This window comes from Acinetobacter sp. A1-4-2, assembly GCF_040233925.1.
Lineage (GTDB): Bacteria > Pseudomonadota > Gammaproteobacteria > Pseudomonadales > Moraxellaceae > Acinetobacter.
This window is the reverse complement of sequence record NZ_CP157981.1, coordinates 87,256-102,820: the sequence shown is the minus strand read 5'-3', so window position 1 is coordinate 102,820 and position 15,565 is coordinate 87,256. Positions and strand designations below refer to the sequence as shown.

The following is a 15,565-nucleotide window of genomic DNA, read 5'->3' as shown; positions in this document are numbered from 1 at the left end:
ATAAATACCGGTTTAGAGGGTTATAGATTAAAACGGTGCTCAACTTCAATAGCATGTATTGGCGTCTTCTTTCAGCCTAAAAACAAACAAAAGATGAATATGGCGAGAGCTTTGTTTAAGGCCTGAGTACTTTTTTAGTCGATTTTTTTAAGTCATCTCTCATTTTCTTAAGAATGACAAAAAAGGAAGCACATGGCTCACTACTGTCCCACTCTGGGCAAAAATTAAGATCAGCCACCCGCTGGGATCAGTTTGTTGCCATATTGATGTCCCAACTTTCTTGTCGGCAAAGCTTAAGAGACATTCAATCCAATCTCGAATCCCAGCAGGAAAAGCTCTATCATCTTGGCGCGAAAAGAATTGCGCGAAGCACCTTAGCAAGACTCAATGAAGAACAGCCCGCCAGCCTGTATCAGCAATTGTTCACGCAGCTGCTTCAGCACTGTGAAAACTCTAAAACTGCACATAAATTTAGATTCAAGAATCCGCTGTATTCACTAGATGCCAGTCATATTGATCTTTCACTGTCATTGTGCGAATGGGCAAAAGTGCATGAATCCAAAGCCAGTATTAAACTCAGTGTTGGCTTAAATCACAGCAATACCATTTCTGAATTTGTAGCGCTTGGGGATGGTATTGAAAATGATATGGTGCAAGGCAGAGCATTTAAATTTCCTGCTGGCAGCATTATCGTCTTTGATAAAGGATATGTTGATTATCAATGGTTTGCTCAGTTGACACATCATAAAGTCAGCTTCGTAACTCGGCTACGCCCAAAGACAGTTTATCAAGTTAAATCAAGCCGCAGCGTATTAGCGACTAAAGGGATTATTGCGGATGAATGTATTGAATTGAGCAGTGCACATGCCAAGAAAAGAGGCGCACCTAAATTATTAAAACGTATAGAGTTTTATGATACAGATAAGAAAAGAACATTCGAATTTCTGAGCAACAACTTTCATCTGGCAGCATCCACCATTGCTGCAATTTATAAAGACCGCTGGAAGATTGAGTTATTCTTTAAAGCCATCAAGCAGAATTTAAAACTGAAGTCATTTCTAGGTCGAAGCCGCAATGCGATACAAACGCAAATATGGATTGCATTAATCGCCTATTTGCTGGTGAACTTCGCTAAACACATGGCACAAGAAGAATGGAGTGTTCAGCGTTTACTGCGAATTATTCAGGTCAATTTATTTGAAAGGAAACTTTTAAGGTCACTCTTTGTGCCTGATAAAAAATGGCGAAAACAAGAAGAACCTCAATTGAGGTTCTTCTTGTGATATTTGTGGGACAGCAGTGGCACATGGCTTCCCTTTTTAACCATTGACCGATCAGATGCCGTATTTCACACGATAGGCTTCCATTTTCGCTAAAGCGTCTTTTTCGCCTTTAGCTTCCAAGAAATCCATCAAATCTTTCATGGTAATCAAGGCATGAACTGGAATTTCCAGTTCTTTTTGAACTTCCTGAATGGCAGACAATTCGCCCTGTCCTTTTTCCTGACGGTCTAAAGCCACCAATACTCCGGCAATTTGCGCACCAGCATTTTTAAGAATGGTGACCACTTCACGAATGGCTGTACCTGCAGTAATGACATCATCAATAATCCAGACTTTTTTGCCTTCAACCGATGCGCCAACCAGCACCCCGCCTTCACCGTGATCCTTGGCTTCTTTACGGTTAAAGCCCCAAGGTACACTTACACCATGATTTTGTGACAATGCCACGGCAGTCGCAGCAACAAATGGAATCCCCTTATAAGCCGGGCCAAAAATCACTTCGACATTGTCACATGCCGTTAATTTGTCTGCATAGCCTGAAGCCAGTAGCGTTAACGCCTCGCCATCATTGAGCAAACCTGCATTAAAAAAATAAGGACTCACACGACCCGATTTTAAAGTAAACTCACCAAATTTAAGCACACCACGTGATAATGCAAGTTCGATAAAAGCTTGAGGGTTAAAAGTCGCTTGCGACGTCATGAGGTGCTCCAAAATTCAGAAATAGAGGTAAGACTTGCGCATGATACCAAAGAGTAGCTATCCAAGTGATCAAAAAATTCTAAGAGTCGTTTCAATTAACGTAAATGGCTTGCGTTCAGCAGTGACCAAAGGCTTGCTGGAATGGCTGGAACAGTCAGATGCCGATGTCATTTGTATGCAGGAAAGTCGGATCACCCATGCGCAGTGGACTGAAAAATTTAGACCTGAAGGCTGGTACACGCACCTGTTCCCGGCAGAACGTGCAGGCTATGCCGGTACCGCCATTTATAGTCGCCTACCTTTTGTCTCCGTAAAAGATGGTTTAGGCTTTGAACTGGCCGACTCTCAAGGGCGTTTTATCACTGCCGAATTTGATCTCGGTTTAGACAAGCCTGTATACATCTGTTCGCTGTATTTGCCTTCAGGCTCATCTGGCGAAGAAGCTCAGGCCCGTAAAGATCACTTTTTGGATCAGTATCAAGACATCTTAAAACAATGGCGGGATGAAGATAAATCAGTCATTGTCTGTGGTGACTACAACATTGTGCATAAACGCATTGATATTAAAAACTGGTCGGGCAACCAGAAATCTTCAGGCTGCCTACCACATGAACGCGCCTGGCTCGATCATATTTATGATGATCTGGGTTATGTCGATACTTTCCGTGAAGTGCGCAAGGAAGCCGAACTTTATTCATGGTGGTCTAATCGCGGACAGGCACGTGCTAAAAACGTCGGGTGGCGCATTGACTACCAAGCCTGCTCACCAGACTGGAAAGCCCGCACTGTCAATGCCTGGGTGTATAAGGAAACCTGGTTTAGCGACCATGCACCAGTGATTATTGATTATAAAATATAGTCCATAATGCGTATTGAGTGAACCATTGTTCACTCAATACAGGCATATAGATTACAAAAGATGTCGAATTTGTTGCTTTTTATATAGATCTTTTAAGTGCATTATTGTCGCACGGCACAGGGACAAGTCAGGATGACTGAAAAGGGATAGGACGCCGTAGGATGAAACAGAATAAAGCACTTCGGTAGCTTATTTTGCAAGGATGTGACAATGGACGTTGAAATGAGACCCGCATAATCAGGATGATTGAATGCGGGTTTTCTCTATTCGTTATCTTTATTTTTTCTTTTCTATTTCTATATTTTTTTTCTATATATTTAGAATAATCATATGGTTCTTATTTATAGCTTTATAATTACAAATCTAAATGTCAGTTTAATGACAGCTGAATTTTTTAATTTTAATCATTTAATTCACTCTAGAGCTTCTGAAGGATTTTCGTTACGCTATTGAAGAATAGAAAATGGAATAATTCACCTATGCTGAAGATTTATGGTATCAAAAACTGTAATTCAATGAAAAAAGCCTTTGACCTGCTTAATCAACTCGGTCTTGCCTATGAGTTTCACGATTACAAGAAACAAGGCATTGCTGCTGAAACGGTAAAAATATGGCTGGATAACAAAGGTCAGGAAGTCATCCTGAATAAAAAAGGCACCACTTGGCGCAAACTGAGCGAAGCGGAACAACAAACGGCTTTAAGCAGTGAAGAAAATCTCATTGAAGCGCTCACCCGCCATAACAGCTTAATCAAACGTCCTGTGCTTGAAACTGCTTCTGGTTATATCGTCGGCTTTGATGAAGAAGCCTATCGGGCATTAAAGTAAGCAGCCTGCACCATCCATATTAAAAAAGCCTGACAATTTCAGGCTTTTTCGTTTAATCCATTTGGCTCGGTAGACTTAGTTCGCGCGAATCCAGGTTTGGTTACGGCCTAAAACAGATACGCCAATAAAACCGCGTAATTCGAGCGTTTTACCGCCATTTGCCAGTTCACCTTTGAGTTTGTAGGTTTTGCCTGAAGAAGGGTCAAGGATAGTACCCTCTTCATAACTTGTACCACCGACATTTTTAAGACCGTGAACAATCTTTAAACCTTTTAAAGATTTATTATGATATGGACCTTCACATTTTTTACATGCCTGTTCTTCGCCTGGTGTCAAAACTTTTTGAATACTCGCAGACAATGTGCCATTTTTTTGTTCAGTAAATTTTACGATTGCTTTGGGTTGTTTTGTTTTATCGTCAATCGTTTTCCAAACTGTTCCATTTAAAGGATCAGCAGCATTTGCCAAAGCTGTTAATCCGAGCAATCCTAATGCAAGAGCAATTCTTTTCATTTTTTTTCGTTTCCTAGTCTAGTGTAGACGGCCTTAGTATTAAAAAGTCACAACATATTTGCAATTCTTCCGTGTGACCGTTTAGTGTAATCTTGTAACTTGAATTGGTAAACAACCAGTTATCCCCCAAAAGATATAACAAGATGGAAAAAACATGAAGATAAATCCGTTATGGAAACAATTAATTACAGAAAGTTTTTTAAAAACCACCATCCGTCTGCCGAGCCAGTTTAACTTACCTCCAAATTCAGCACGCTTTGTCATTGAACAAATGTGCCGTCTATTTCCGCAGAATAAAAATGTCAGTATTCGCCCAATCCGTCTTGCCGGTTTACGTGCTGAAGAAATCAAACCGCACAATGAGGCCACACAGCTTATTTTACATATTCACGGCGGTGCATTCTTTTTAGGATCCTTAAATACCCATCGGGCATTTGTATCCGACATGGTGGCACGGACTCAAATGCAAGCGCTGCACGTAGATTATCCTCTCGCGCCTGAACAGCCTTTTCCTGAAGCTCTGGATGCGCTGTTTGATGTTTACAATATTTTGCTCGACCAAGGCATACAAGCCAAGGATATTATTTTGTCTGGGGATTCCTGTGGTGCCAATCTGGCTTTGGCCTTGGCACTTAAAATTCGTGATGAACAGCTACCTCAGGTCAGCGGTCTGATGCTGTTGTCACCCTTTTTAGATTTAACCCTCACCAGCGAATCCTTACGCTATAACCAGAAACACGATGCCTTATTGTCCATTGAAACCTTAGAAACCGGAATTGATTATTACGTCCCTAAATCGATGGATAAATCACATCCCTCAATTTCTCCCCTGTTTGCAGATTTAACCGGATTACCTCCTACACTGGTACAAGTAGGATCGAAAGAAATTCTGCTAGATGATGCACAGCGCTTTAAAGAAAAAGCAGAACAGGCCAATGTTCAAGTGACTTTTAAACTTTATACCGGCATGTGGCACAATTTTCAGATGTTCCATGCGTGGTTTGATGAAGCCAAACAGGCACTGGCCGATCTGGCTGAATTTGCCCATGGATTGGATCAAAGCTAAATTTAATCAGCGATGAAGCATATTCCATAAAAAAGGTCAGCCGAAGCTGACCCAAGAGGAATCATGGATAGGATGATTTCACATTACAGGCTTTGCACCTGAGCTAAAGCGCTGGCAATTGCCTGATCTTTTGACTCTGCACCCATATTGACGCCTTCTGCACGAATAATTTCGACATCGTTCACACCGGTGAAATTAAATACAGTTTTCAAAAAACCTTCCTGAAAATCTGCCGGGCTATTTTCACCATACACGCCGCCACGACTGCTGGCGATATAGGCTTTTTTCTCGCCAGCCAAACCAACAGGACCATTTTCAGTATATTTAAAGGTTTTACCGGCCACACTGATCCGGTCAATCCAGGCTTTTAGCGTAGACGGCAAGCCAAAGTTATACATTGCTGCACCCACCACAACCACGTCGGCATCCAGATATTGCTGAATAATTTTTTCGCCTAAGGCTGCCTGTTCAGCATCTTGCCCCATCAAAATTTCAGCGGTTAAATGTGGAATGGGCTGTTGTGCCAAATCCAGATATTCTACGGTCGCATCTGCATGCTTGGCTTGCAACTGAGTGACAATCGCCTGACTCAATTGGCGTGAAACAGAAGCATCACCTAAAATACTGGAATCGATATGTAAAACTTTCATGGCTGTTACCTTCATCTTTATTTATTCAATGTAGGCATTTTAATCGACCACTAAAAATAGAATAATACATTTATATACAACACAACGTTCCATATTTAATACAACAATAATTCAGCTAAAAGTACTTTTTAGACCAAAAAGTACAAAAAACAACCATTACCATTACTAAAAAAACGTGCTATGTTGTGAATTATTAAAAATAAATCTACTTATTTCACATTAATTTATGATTTAAACAACCAAGGATTATATCTATCGAATGAAGCCAATCTTTTCACCAAATCATGCCTTCTCATTCAAAGAAAAAATTGTGAAATACCTGTTAGAAGATGGGGGTGTAATGAACTGGAGTGTCCTGAATAAATGCATTTTGATGCTGATTTTAGGAAGTTCAGTGCATATGATCTGGATTATCTGGAAAGTTTTTGTGCTTTTATCTCCTGAAGTCTGGCCTTGGGTAAATTTACCCTTGCTCAAACTACAGCTGGAAATGAATATCCTGATTTTAACGGTCTTTATTGCGCTGATTTACCCATGTTCAGCATGGCGTAAAAAAGCCTGGGTACAGCAATGCCTACCCTATGTATCCGTGGGGATTTTGGTCATGTCTTTATGTCGTGATGGTTATGTGATCGGCGTACTCAGTCCGGCCACCATGATCACTTACATGTCTCTGCTCACGGTGGGCCTGGTGCTGTTTAAGCGTAAAATCGTTTATTGCGCGCTCATCCCGGCCACATTATTTTTACTGGTTTGCGGGTATTTAGGCTTGCAAGGTCAAATCAGCTACGGTCCGTTGTTTAATCTTCACACCCAACCCTATCAGAATATGTTTTGGGTGCTGACAATGATGTATTTCATTGTGCCAATTCTTATTACTTGTTTGATTTTATTTGAAATTTTACTTAGCCAGTGGCGGCATCGAGAAAAACTGATTCAGCATTTAAGTCAGGTTGACCCACTGACCAATACTCTTAACCGGCGCAGCATCAACAATTGTCTGGAAAAACTGGAACGCAAGCCCAATGAATCTTATGCACTGGTGTTAATTGATCTGGATCATTTCAAGCGCATTAATGACCAATACGGGCATGATAAAGGCGATGAAACCCTGATTCAGGTCAGTCAAGCACTCTCCCAAATCATTCGAGATAGGGATATGTTGGGCCGTTTTGGCGGAGAAGAATTTCTTCTGATTTTAAATCATTCTTCTTTGCAACAGGCACAAATTATTGCTGAACGGTGTCGTCAGGCCATTCAACAGCTTCATTTATGCAGTGATTCGGGAGAAACTATTCCGATCACCGCAAGTTTTGGCATTGCGCTATCCAGTCCCTCACTCAATTCGCAACAATTGCTCAGCCAGGCAGACAAGGCACTGTATGCAGCCAAAGGCTGCGGACGCAATCAGGTCAAGTGTTATCAGGCAGAGTTGTTTACTGAGCCCAAGCCCTGCTAAAGTGGCTGCTGTTGATACGACTCTAAATAATTCACCCAAGCTTGTTCTTGCAACGCGCCTTCCATCCACAGTTTCATGGCCGGATGTTGCAGCATGGTGTGCATATACTGCTGTGTCGACTCACTGACCGGTAAGGCATAGGTCATAAGCCGCGTCACCACCGGGGCATAAAATGCATCGGCAATTGAAAATTCACCACATAAAAAACCGTTCACCTCTGGACGTTCTGACCAGATCTGTTCGATCCGTGCCACATCTTGCCTAAGCTCGGCATTGTCCTGCCATAAACGCTTACCCACATCGGCTAAATGGGCCCGGATATTCATGCCGCAGGCATTGCGCAAACCGGGAAATCCGCTATGCATTTCCGCCACAATACAACGTGCATGTGCACGCTGCTTGACATCTTGTGGCCACAAATGCTGATTGGGGTTCCGTTCGGCCAGATATTCACAAATCGCCAGCGAATCCCACAGCATCAAGTCATGATCGATCAATACCGGGACTTTCCCATTGGGGTTAATGGCCAATACATCCTGCTTGAATGTGCCCGTGTTGCGTTCTGCGGGAAACCGAATCATGAATTCCTGAAAAGGCAACTGAAAAGCCTGTAACACCAGCCACGGGCGCATTGACCAGCTGGAATAATTTTTATTGGCTATATAGAGCTGATACATCACATTATGGTCCTATATGCTGTTGAAACAAATCGAGCTGTTTCAGTAATTCAGCCTCGCTAAAAGCACCGGTTAGACGTAAACCACGAATTTCCTGCTGCTTAGCATCCAAGAATAAATAGGTGGGCGGCCCTAAAATATCCCATTGATTCAATAAGGCCTGATGCGTTGCATCATAGTTACTCAAATCCAGTTTAATCAGAAAATACGGCGCAAGTGCTTGTTGGACTTGAGCCGATTTTAGCACCTGATGTTCAATGGGCTGACAGGCCACACACCAGTCTGCATACACATCAATAATAATCGGCTGATTGGAGGGCACACTACTTAAGAGCTGTTGAAATTCATTCGCTGTTTTTGCCACATGCCAAGTGGCCTGGGTCGTGCTTTGCCCGATAAAAAACCGCTGGCTGTGTTGATATTGAGTATAAGCCAGATAAGGCATCACCACGAGTAATACCAGTACATATAAAGCCCTCAGCGGGGTCTGTTGCCGAATGCGAAAAAGGATATACGCAATAAAAGCAATGCCTAAACCTAAGCCTGCCCATTGCAGCCAGGCCTCAGAAATAAGCGGACGAATAAAATATAGGGCCAAGGCTAGCATGATAAAGGCAAACAGCACCTTAATCTGGTGCATCCACAACCCTGCTTTAGGCAACACCCTGGAACCCAGTACACTGGCCAGAAGCAAGGGCGTTCCCATGCCAAAACCCAAGGTGAACAGCAAGAGTGCTCCCTGCCACTGGCTTTGGTTCTGGGAAATAAATAACAGTGCCCCGGCTAGAGGTGCGGTCATGCAGGGTCCAACCAGCAGTGCCGAGATCATCCCCATGACACCTGCCCCAATCAGGCTGCCACCTTTTTGTAGCGACTGGGCCTGATCGAGGCGGTTGACCAAAGCTTGGGGCAATTTAATTTCAAATAAACCGAATAAATTTAGTGCAAATAAAACAAATAACGCACTAAAAGCAATCAGGGTGGAAGGCTGCTGTAACCAGCGCTGAAAATTCAAACCAGCAGATGAAGCAATTAAGCCTAAAACCGCATAGACCATGGCCATACTGCAGACAAACACCAGAGCAATCATCCAGGCTTTCAGCCCTTTACTGTCGCGGACAATCAGCGAAGTTAAAATCGGCAGCATCGGTAATGAACATGGCGTAAAGGCCAACAAGATGCCTAAACCGAAAAACAGCAATAAGCCATACAGCAAAGAGCTTTCAGCCAGTGTTTCCGACCACATTTGATCTTTTGCAGTATCGCGTATGACGGGCTTTGCTGTCGGTTGAATGCTATTCTGTTCAGCACTCAAAGTGTTTTGACCAGTTACAGAACTGTTTGAAGATGTTGAAAGATCCAGCAGACGCTTGCTTGCTCTGGCCTGATTTTGTAACAGCACCAAACCGTCAATATCGGTCTGAAACTCAATGGTTTGCGGTGGATAGCAAATCCGGTCCTGGGCACAGCCCTGCCACGTCACCTGATAGGTTTTTGAGGCTTCGGTGGGAACCGTGAATTGGACCTTGTGAAAATAGACCTGGGTATGGCCATAATTTTCATCATGCAAATCGGTTGCTGGCGGCAATTTTAAAGCCAGCTTTTGCGTCCCTTGCCGGACTTCAAATTTATGCTGATATAAATAATAGCGATCTGGAATCGTCCAGTTGAGTTGGGCTTCATGTGTGCTACTGGATTCAACACTAAAAGAAAAAGCATCCTCGGGTGCAAGCAATTGCTCTTGCGCCTGCAGTGTCATGGAGCACAATACAATCACACTACCGATCAATCCGCATATAGCGAACCGAAACCACAAACTCATGTCTTGAAGATGCTTTTTCATATCAGTTTATTTTTTTTAATTAAAATAGGAATGCAACACCCAAACCTGATTGATAGCTTTTATCTCGACCATTTAAGTCCACACCAATACTGGCATCCATTTGCACACGCTCATTCAGTGCATAAATGAGTCCTGAACCCAGTGCATATTCATAGTCTTGACTTTCAGCTTTACGATAGACCAGTTCAGAAAAACCGGACAATTTATCGGTAATTTTATATTCAATGTTCGGGATTGCAGTCACAGCCCAATTGCTGTTTTGTGCTTCATAACGCATGGTGATGGAAGTACGAATTACATCACTATAATTATACGCCACAGCCGAAGTCAGACTGTAGATATCATCTTGATTGCTAAACGCATCATTGCCGGTCGCAAGAATCGCTTCAGCTAAAATGGCCATAGAAAGCTTTTCATCATCCAGATTAATAGCCTTTTTCACCCCAATGCTGACATCGCCCAAACCGTCTTCTTCAACAGACTGACCCGCTGCTTTGGTTTTTGACCAGGATGGACCTTGCCAGCCCAACTGCAATTCAAGATCTTGAGCTAAACCGGTACGTAACAACATGTCGGCATTTAAAGTGGTGTTTTTAACTTTAATTCCGGTTTCATCTCTACTTTCTGAATAGCTGAGGCTAGGTAAGCCTTGTTCCCATGCCAGCTGACCGACGGGCGTAATGCCAGTGCCGATTCCCGCACCTGGACGGTCAAAAGAAAAATCGGCAGCCATCGCATTGATACTGAAACCCGCTGCAAAAATGAAACTTACTGTTTTTACGACTGACATGGTTGTCTCACTAATTATGTTAATTCTTTAGTCATTTTAGCCCCATAACTACGGAGCAACTCTAAAGTTTGCTTTTCTTCGGCCAATGCTTCTGACCAGTTGATTTCGTCAAAGTCACAATCAAAGAATAAATCACTAATCGAGGATAATATGGTCTGACCATCTTCATCTTTGGTATTAGGATCTACTTTTTCATCCAGTAAACGTTGCACTGCAGGCACGCAGGCGGAGCTGGCAGCATCCCATAATGGACCATACAGTTCTTCGGCATCCCATAAATGTAAATTGACTTTGGCTTGAATAAGCGCCTCTAAAATTTCAAGATGAACTGCCAGATTCTGCTGTTTTTCTTGTTCAGATAAAGGTGAACCGGCTTCATAAGCTTCGCAAATATGCTCCCACCATTTGAACAAACCATCGGACCAGACAGAAATGGCCGGACCTTTTTCCAGATCAATAAAATTCGGATCGAGACCTTCTGCCAAAAGACGTTGTACCTGAGCAAGATCCAGCTCTTCTATTGCCTGTACAAAGACTTGTTGTTGTGCTGTTAACATGGAGAAAATACTCTTCAATCATTTTTTAACTATTATGCCGAATAAACTGTCATTTGTTTTAGCTAAATGTATAAGGAGTATATTTTTTATTTCTGTTGCCCTGTCCCAAATAGCGTATTAAAACGCCCATAAAAAAAGCTCCGAAGAGCTTTTTTCTTTAAGCAAGATGTTGCTTAATCATTTACATCGTCCACATCACTGGCTTCTGCAGTTTCAGCAAGTACCGGCACTGCGGCACGAGGGTCATCTATTTTCTCAAATAGATGTTCCAAACTGCGTTTTAAGCGGTCAATGGCTCCATGTATGGCAGTATCGATATTATGACCATGATGGTTCACCACTACCGGTTTCAAACCTGCCGGGCGTGCTTCGATCATGCAGTGAATATCATCTGCACCACCTTTTGGACCATTTTCATCGCTAAAATGAACCGAGAAATGGGTAATACGTTCGCTATAACGTTGGAATTCAGCATTCAGTTCTGCACGAACATAAGTAATTAAACGATCACTATTTTGGATGTTTTTATCGGTACGAATTTCAATGTTCATATAATTTCATCCTCTTTATTCATCAAATCTTTTTTTGTGCAAAACTTCTTATCTTGGCACGTTTCACCTTGCTGTTAACAACAGCGCTGTGCATCTTCAACCTAGTTTGGAACGAGTTCCTCCACATTGAATGATGAACACTTTTAACTCTGCAGATTCGTGTCCTTATGCTTTGAATATAAGGGTCTAGGTGAAGCTTATGCAAGTAGTATTTTGATATTTTTTTTAAATACCCTATAACGTATAAGGAATTTGACTTTCCCTCTAAATAATTTGATAAATATCATATTATTTCTTTGCGGATAAAATGCCTTCTTCAAACTGCCTTACTTTTTTTATCAACATGTATTTTTAGGTATCAAAGTGGTGTCTTGATTTTAATCAGGAGCACTCTGAGAAAAGCAGACTATTTTTTTAACCATTGATCAATTTTGGCTTTATTTTTGCTAAAGAATCTGTATGCTTTGCTTGCTTCTCGGGGGAGATATTTTTAATGAAACTTACACAATTTTTTGCTACATGTGCATTGGCTTCAACAGCTGCGCTTACACAGGCTTCGCCAGTGGTATGGCAAGACTTCAGCGTAACTGGTCTTTATGGTGAAAACTATGAAGTGGGTACTGAAGACCGTACGACCGTGACTGCAGAATATGCAGCTAAACTTAAATACTCGGATGTATTTTTCTTTGTTGACCATCAATTGGATGGCAATGATGAACAAAATACATATTTCGAGTTAGCGCCACGTTTAAGCTTAGGCGAAGTATCTGGAAAAGATCTTTCTTTTGGTCCAATTAAAGATGTCCTTATTGCGACAACTTGGGAACACAATGCAGGATATGACCAAAACCAAGAGTTTAATAACTTCTTGTACGGTATTGGTTTCGCTTTAGATATTCCATACACCCAGTATGCCAATGTGAACTTCTATAAAGCGGATAACGACAAAACTAAAGATGATTATCAAATGACGATCACTTATGCAGTTCCGTTTAAATTGGGTTCTGAAGATTTCCTGGTAGATGCCTTCCTGGATTGGTCAACAGCTGAAAAAGGCGCTCAAGCAAGCGAGCTGAACTGGACCAGCCAGTACAAATGGAATGTAGGTAAGCATATTTCACCTAAAACCAAATTATATGTGGGTATCGAACACTCAGTTTGGAACAACAAATTTGGTATTCAAGGCGTTGATCAAAACGACGTCAGTGCTTTGGTCAAATACCACTTCTAAGCACCACGTTTTGAACGTTAAAAAAGCAAGGCTTCGGTCTTGCTTTTTTTATTGCTGAAAATCAGGTTTATTTCTAAAATCCATAGTCTATTTAGTCGTTCGGCATATGCTCATGGGTTTTCTGATTCGTCCCGCTCAAGTACAAGATCTAGAACACATCCTGAAAATTTATAATGCTGAAATTTTAAATGGTACTGCGACCTGGAATAGCACACCAAAGTCTATTGAGGATTTTCAGAACTGGTTTAAAAGCCTTACTGAACAACTATTTCCTTTGTTTGTCGCTGAACATTCAGAGACTAAACACATCGCCGGCTATGCCGATTATTCTTCTTTCCGCCAAATTAGCGGGTTTAAACATACAGTGGAACATTCGGTCTTTATTCATCCGGACTTTATCGGACAAGGTTTGGGAAAAGCCTTAATGCTGAAACTGATTGAACATGCACGGCAAAATTATATTCATGTGATGGTTGCTGCGATTGATCATGAAAATCAAGCATCAATTGTGTTACATGAAAAATTAGGTTTTAAGCAGACAGGTTATATGCCAGAAGTTGGACAAAAATTTGGGAAATGGCGTGATCTGGTGTTAATGCAACTCAATTTAAACCTATAAAAAAGCCCGCAGATGCAGGATTTTTTAATTTGGCAATAACTCGAACTTAAACCACCAGATCAGCAAGATTACCTTTCTGTTCTAACCAGTGTTTACGGTCCGATGAGCGTTTTTTTGCAAGTAATTTATCCAGCAGACCGGCGGTAAAATGTGCATCATCCAGATCTAGCTGTACCAGACGACGGGTATTCGGATCCATCGTGGTTTCCCTTAACTGACTGGCATTCATTTCACCCAGACCTTTGAATCGGGTGATTTGCGGATTCTTGCTTTTGCATTTTTTCAGAATGCTTTCCAGCTCGTCTTCATCCAGCGCATAGTGCACATCCTTACCATCATCAATACGGAATAAGGGCGGCATGGCCACAAACAAATGCCCTTCCTCCACCATGGTTGGGAAGTGTTTCACAAACAAGGCACAGAGCAGGGTCGCGATATGCAGACCATCTGAATCGGCATCGGCCAGAATACAGATTTTACCGTAGCGAAGTTCGGACAGGTCATCACTGCCCGGATCGACTCCAATCGCAATGGCAATATCATGCACCTCCTGAGAACCCAGAACTTCATCAGAAGAGACTTCCCAAGTATTTAAGATTTTCCCGCGAATTGGCATGATTGCCTGGAAATTCTTGTCACGTGCCTGCTTGGCAGAACCACCCGCAGAATCCCCTTCCACAATAAACAGTTCCGATTCTTCCAGGGTATGTCCTACACAGTCGGCCAATTTACCCGGGAGTGCAGGTCCGGAAACAATCTTCTTACGTTCAACTTTTTTTGCCGCTTTTAAACGGCGACCCGCCTTGGCAATCGCCAATTCGGCCAGCTGCATGGCAATGTCTGAATTCTGGTTGAGCCACAGTGCAAAAGCATCTTTGGCGATATTCAGCACAATGCCTGAGGCTTCACGGCTCGACAGGCGCTCTTTGGTTTGACCGGAAAATTGTGGTTCCTGAAATTTTAACGACAGAATGTAGTTCACCCCATCCCAGACATCTTCGGCAGACAATTTTAAATTACGCGGCAACAGGTTACGCAGTTCACAGAACTCACGCATGGCATCGGTGACCCCTGAACGCAGACCATTGACATGGGTACCGCCCTGCGCAGTTGGAATCAGGTTGACATAGCTTTCCTGAATTTGTTCGCCACCTTCAGCATTCCAGCAAATCGCAAATTCGGCACTGGCACGTTCAGCCTCACCACTAGCCACAAAAGCTGGACTCGGAATGATTTCACGATCTTCCAGCTCATCCATTAAGTAGTCAACCAGACCATTTTCGAACTGCCAGCTGATCTTTTCATCATTGATCTGGTCTACATAATTGATTTCCAAACCTGCCGCTAAAACGGCTTTGGCTTTTAAATTATGTTTTAAAGCCTTGAGGGCAAACTTGGGCGAATCAAAATATTTGGCTTCCGGCCAGAAATGTACTGTGGTACCGGTCGCACGTTTCGGTGCCTTGCCTTGCAGCACTTCCAGCGGCGCAACTGGTTCACCATGTTCAAAGGCCATTTTATACAGGTTGCCCTGACGCTGAACTTCCACTTCCACCCGGTCAGATAGGGCATTGACCACGGAAATCCCTACTCCATGCAAACCACCGGAAAACTGGTAGTTATCGGTACTGAATTTACCCCCGGCATGCAGCTTGGTCAGAATAATTTCAATCCCGCTCTGGCCATATTCCGGATGGATATCCACCGGCATCCCCCGGCCATTGTCTTCAACCGACAGCGAACCGTCTTTATACACTGTGACAGTAATTTTATTGGCATGTCCGGCAAGTGCCTCATCCACAGCGTTATCAATAACTTCCTGCGCCAAATGGTTTGGACGAGTGGTATCGGTATACATACCCGGACGACGGCGTACCGGATCTAAACCAGATAAAACTTCAAGTGATTGAGCCGTATATTGAGACACGTTGTACTGTT

The 15,565-nt window shown here is 42.6% G+C and carries 15 protein-coding genes and 1 pseudogene; 7 read left to right on the top strand and 9 right to left on the bottom strand.

Features of this window, described 5'->3' with window-relative positions:
- Positions 1-209 precede the first annotated feature (209 nt).
- Positions 210-1,283, top strand: a pseudogene (locus ABJ384_RS00480) (IS4 family transposase); the annotation flags it as partial.
- 51 nt (positions 1,284-1,334) lie between these two features.
- On the opposite strand, the gene pyrE reads toward ABJ384_RS00480, so the two are convergent.
- Complete coding sequence (gene pyrE, locus ABJ384_RS00475; RefSeq protein ID WP_086196546.1) at positions 1,335-1,985, bottom strand: orotate phosphoribosyltransferase; 651 nt, start codon at positions 1,983-1,985, stop codon at positions 1,335-1,337.
- Positions 1,986-2,025: 40 nt separating this feature from the next.
- Here pyrE and ABJ384_RS00470 point away from each other — a divergent pair, with 40 nt between their 5' ends.
- Positions 2,026-2,844: an exodeoxyribonuclease III gene (locus ABJ384_RS00470; RefSeq protein WP_180082844.1), complete on the top strand. Its 819-nt coding sequence runs from the start codon at positions 2,026-2,028 to the stop codon at positions 2,842-2,844.
- A gap of 479 nt (positions 2,845-3,323) precedes the next feature.
- On the top strand, positions 3,324-3,671 hold the full coding sequence (locus ABJ384_RS00465) for a Spx/MgsR family RNA polymerase-binding regulatory protein (protein ID WP_180082840.1): 348 nt from the start codon (positions 3,324-3,326) through the stop codon (positions 3,669-3,671).
- Positions 3,672-3,746: 75 nt separating this feature from the next.
- Here the strand turns inward: ABJ384_RS00465 and ABJ384_RS00460 are convergent, their stop codons facing one another.
- Positions 3,747-4,184 (bottom strand): DUF2147 domain-containing protein, encoded by a 438-nt coding sequence (locus ABJ384_RS00460; RefSeq protein ID WP_180082839.1) that lies wholly within the window; start codon positions 4,182-4,184, stop codon positions 3,747-3,749.
- Between the two features lie 154 nt (positions 4,185-4,338).
- Here ABJ384_RS00460 and ABJ384_RS00455 point away from each other — a divergent pair, with 154 nt between their 5' ends.
- Positions 4,339-5,250 (top strand): alpha/beta hydrolase, encoded by a 912-nt coding sequence (locus ABJ384_RS00455; protein WP_349928231.1) that lies wholly within the window; start codon positions 4,339-4,341, stop codon positions 5,248-5,250.
- An 83-nt stretch (positions 5,251-5,333) separates the two neighbouring features.
- Here ABJ384_RS00455 and ABJ384_RS00450 read toward each other — a convergent pair whose 3' ends face one another.
- Positions 5,334-5,900 (bottom strand): NAD(P)H-dependent oxidoreductase, encoded by a 567-nt coding sequence (locus ABJ384_RS00450; RefSeq protein ID WP_086196551.1) that lies wholly within the window; start codon positions 5,898-5,900, stop codon positions 5,334-5,336.
- Positions 5,901-6,159: 259 nt separating this feature from the next.
- Between ABJ384_RS00450 and ABJ384_RS00445 the strand changes: the two genes are divergently transcribed.
- Positions 6,160-7,359 carry a GGDEF domain-containing protein gene (locus ABJ384_RS00445; RefSeq protein ID WP_180082681.1) on the top strand — a complete coding sequence of 400 codons (1,200 nt, stop codon included), beginning with the start codon at positions 6,160-6,162 and terminating at the stop codon, positions 7,357-7,359.
- Here the strand turns inward: ABJ384_RS00445 and ABJ384_RS00440 are convergent.
- The 5 genes from ABJ384_RS00440 to ABJ384_RS00420 all read right to left on the bottom strand — a co-directional run bounded on the left by ABJ384_RS00440 (position 7,356) and on the right by ABJ384_RS00420 (position 11,777).
- Entirely contained in the window at positions 7,356-8,036 is a 681-nt protein-coding gene (locus ABJ384_RS00440) for a glutathione S-transferase family protein (protein WP_180082683.1), read from the bottom strand. The two genes, ABJ384_RS00445 and ABJ384_RS00440, sit on opposite strands and share 4 nt — an antisense overlap.
- A gap of 4 nt (positions 8,037-8,040) precedes the next feature.
- A complete protein-coding gene (gene dsbD, locus ABJ384_RS00435) occupies positions 8,041-9,795 on the bottom strand; it encodes a protein-disulfide reductase DsbD (RefSeq protein WP_349928228.1) in 1,755 nt (584 codons plus the stop codon).
- Between the two features lie 103 nt (positions 9,796-9,898).
- Positions 9,899-10,669 (bottom strand): transporter, encoded by a 771-nt coding sequence (locus tag ABJ384_RS00430; protein ID WP_180082688.1) that lies wholly within the window; start codon positions 10,667-10,669, stop codon positions 9,899-9,901.
- A gap of 14 nt (positions 10,670-10,683) precedes the next feature.
- Positions 10,684-11,226, bottom strand: coding sequence for an ankyrin repeat domain-containing protein (locus tag ABJ384_RS00425; protein WP_180082690.1), 543 nt, complete (start codon positions 11,224-11,226; stop codon positions 10,684-10,686).
- 173 nt (positions 11,227-11,399) lie between these two features.
- A complete protein-coding gene (locus ABJ384_RS00420; protein WP_086196557.1) occupies positions 11,400-11,777 on the bottom strand; it encodes an HPF/RaiA family ribosome-associated protein in 378 nt (125 codons plus the stop codon).
- 493 nt (positions 11,778-12,270) lie between these two features.
- Between ABJ384_RS00420 and ABJ384_RS00415 the strand changes: the two genes are divergently transcribed.
- Both ABJ384_RS00415 and ABJ384_RS00410 read left to right on the top strand, forming a co-directional pair.
- Positions 12,271-13,008, top strand: a complete 738-nt coding sequence (locus ABJ384_RS00415) for an outer membrane protein OmpK (protein ID WP_200223366.1) — start codon at positions 12,271-12,273, stop codon at positions 13,006-13,008.
- 112 nt (positions 13,009-13,120) lie between these two features.
- Positions 13,121-13,627 (top strand): GNAT family N-acetyltransferase, encoded by a 507-nt coding sequence (locus ABJ384_RS00410; protein ID WP_200223367.1) that lies wholly within the window; start codon positions 13,121-13,123, stop codon positions 13,625-13,627.
- A 46-nt stretch (positions 13,628-13,673) separates the two neighbouring features.
- Here the strand turns inward: ABJ384_RS00410 and parE are convergent, their stop codons facing one another.
- Positions 13,674-15,554, bottom strand: coding sequence for a DNA topoisomerase IV subunit B (gene parE, locus ABJ384_RS00405; RefSeq protein ID WP_200223368.1), 1,881 nt, complete (start codon positions 15,552-15,554; stop codon positions 13,674-13,676).
- Positions 15,555-15,565 lie beyond the last annotated feature (11 nt).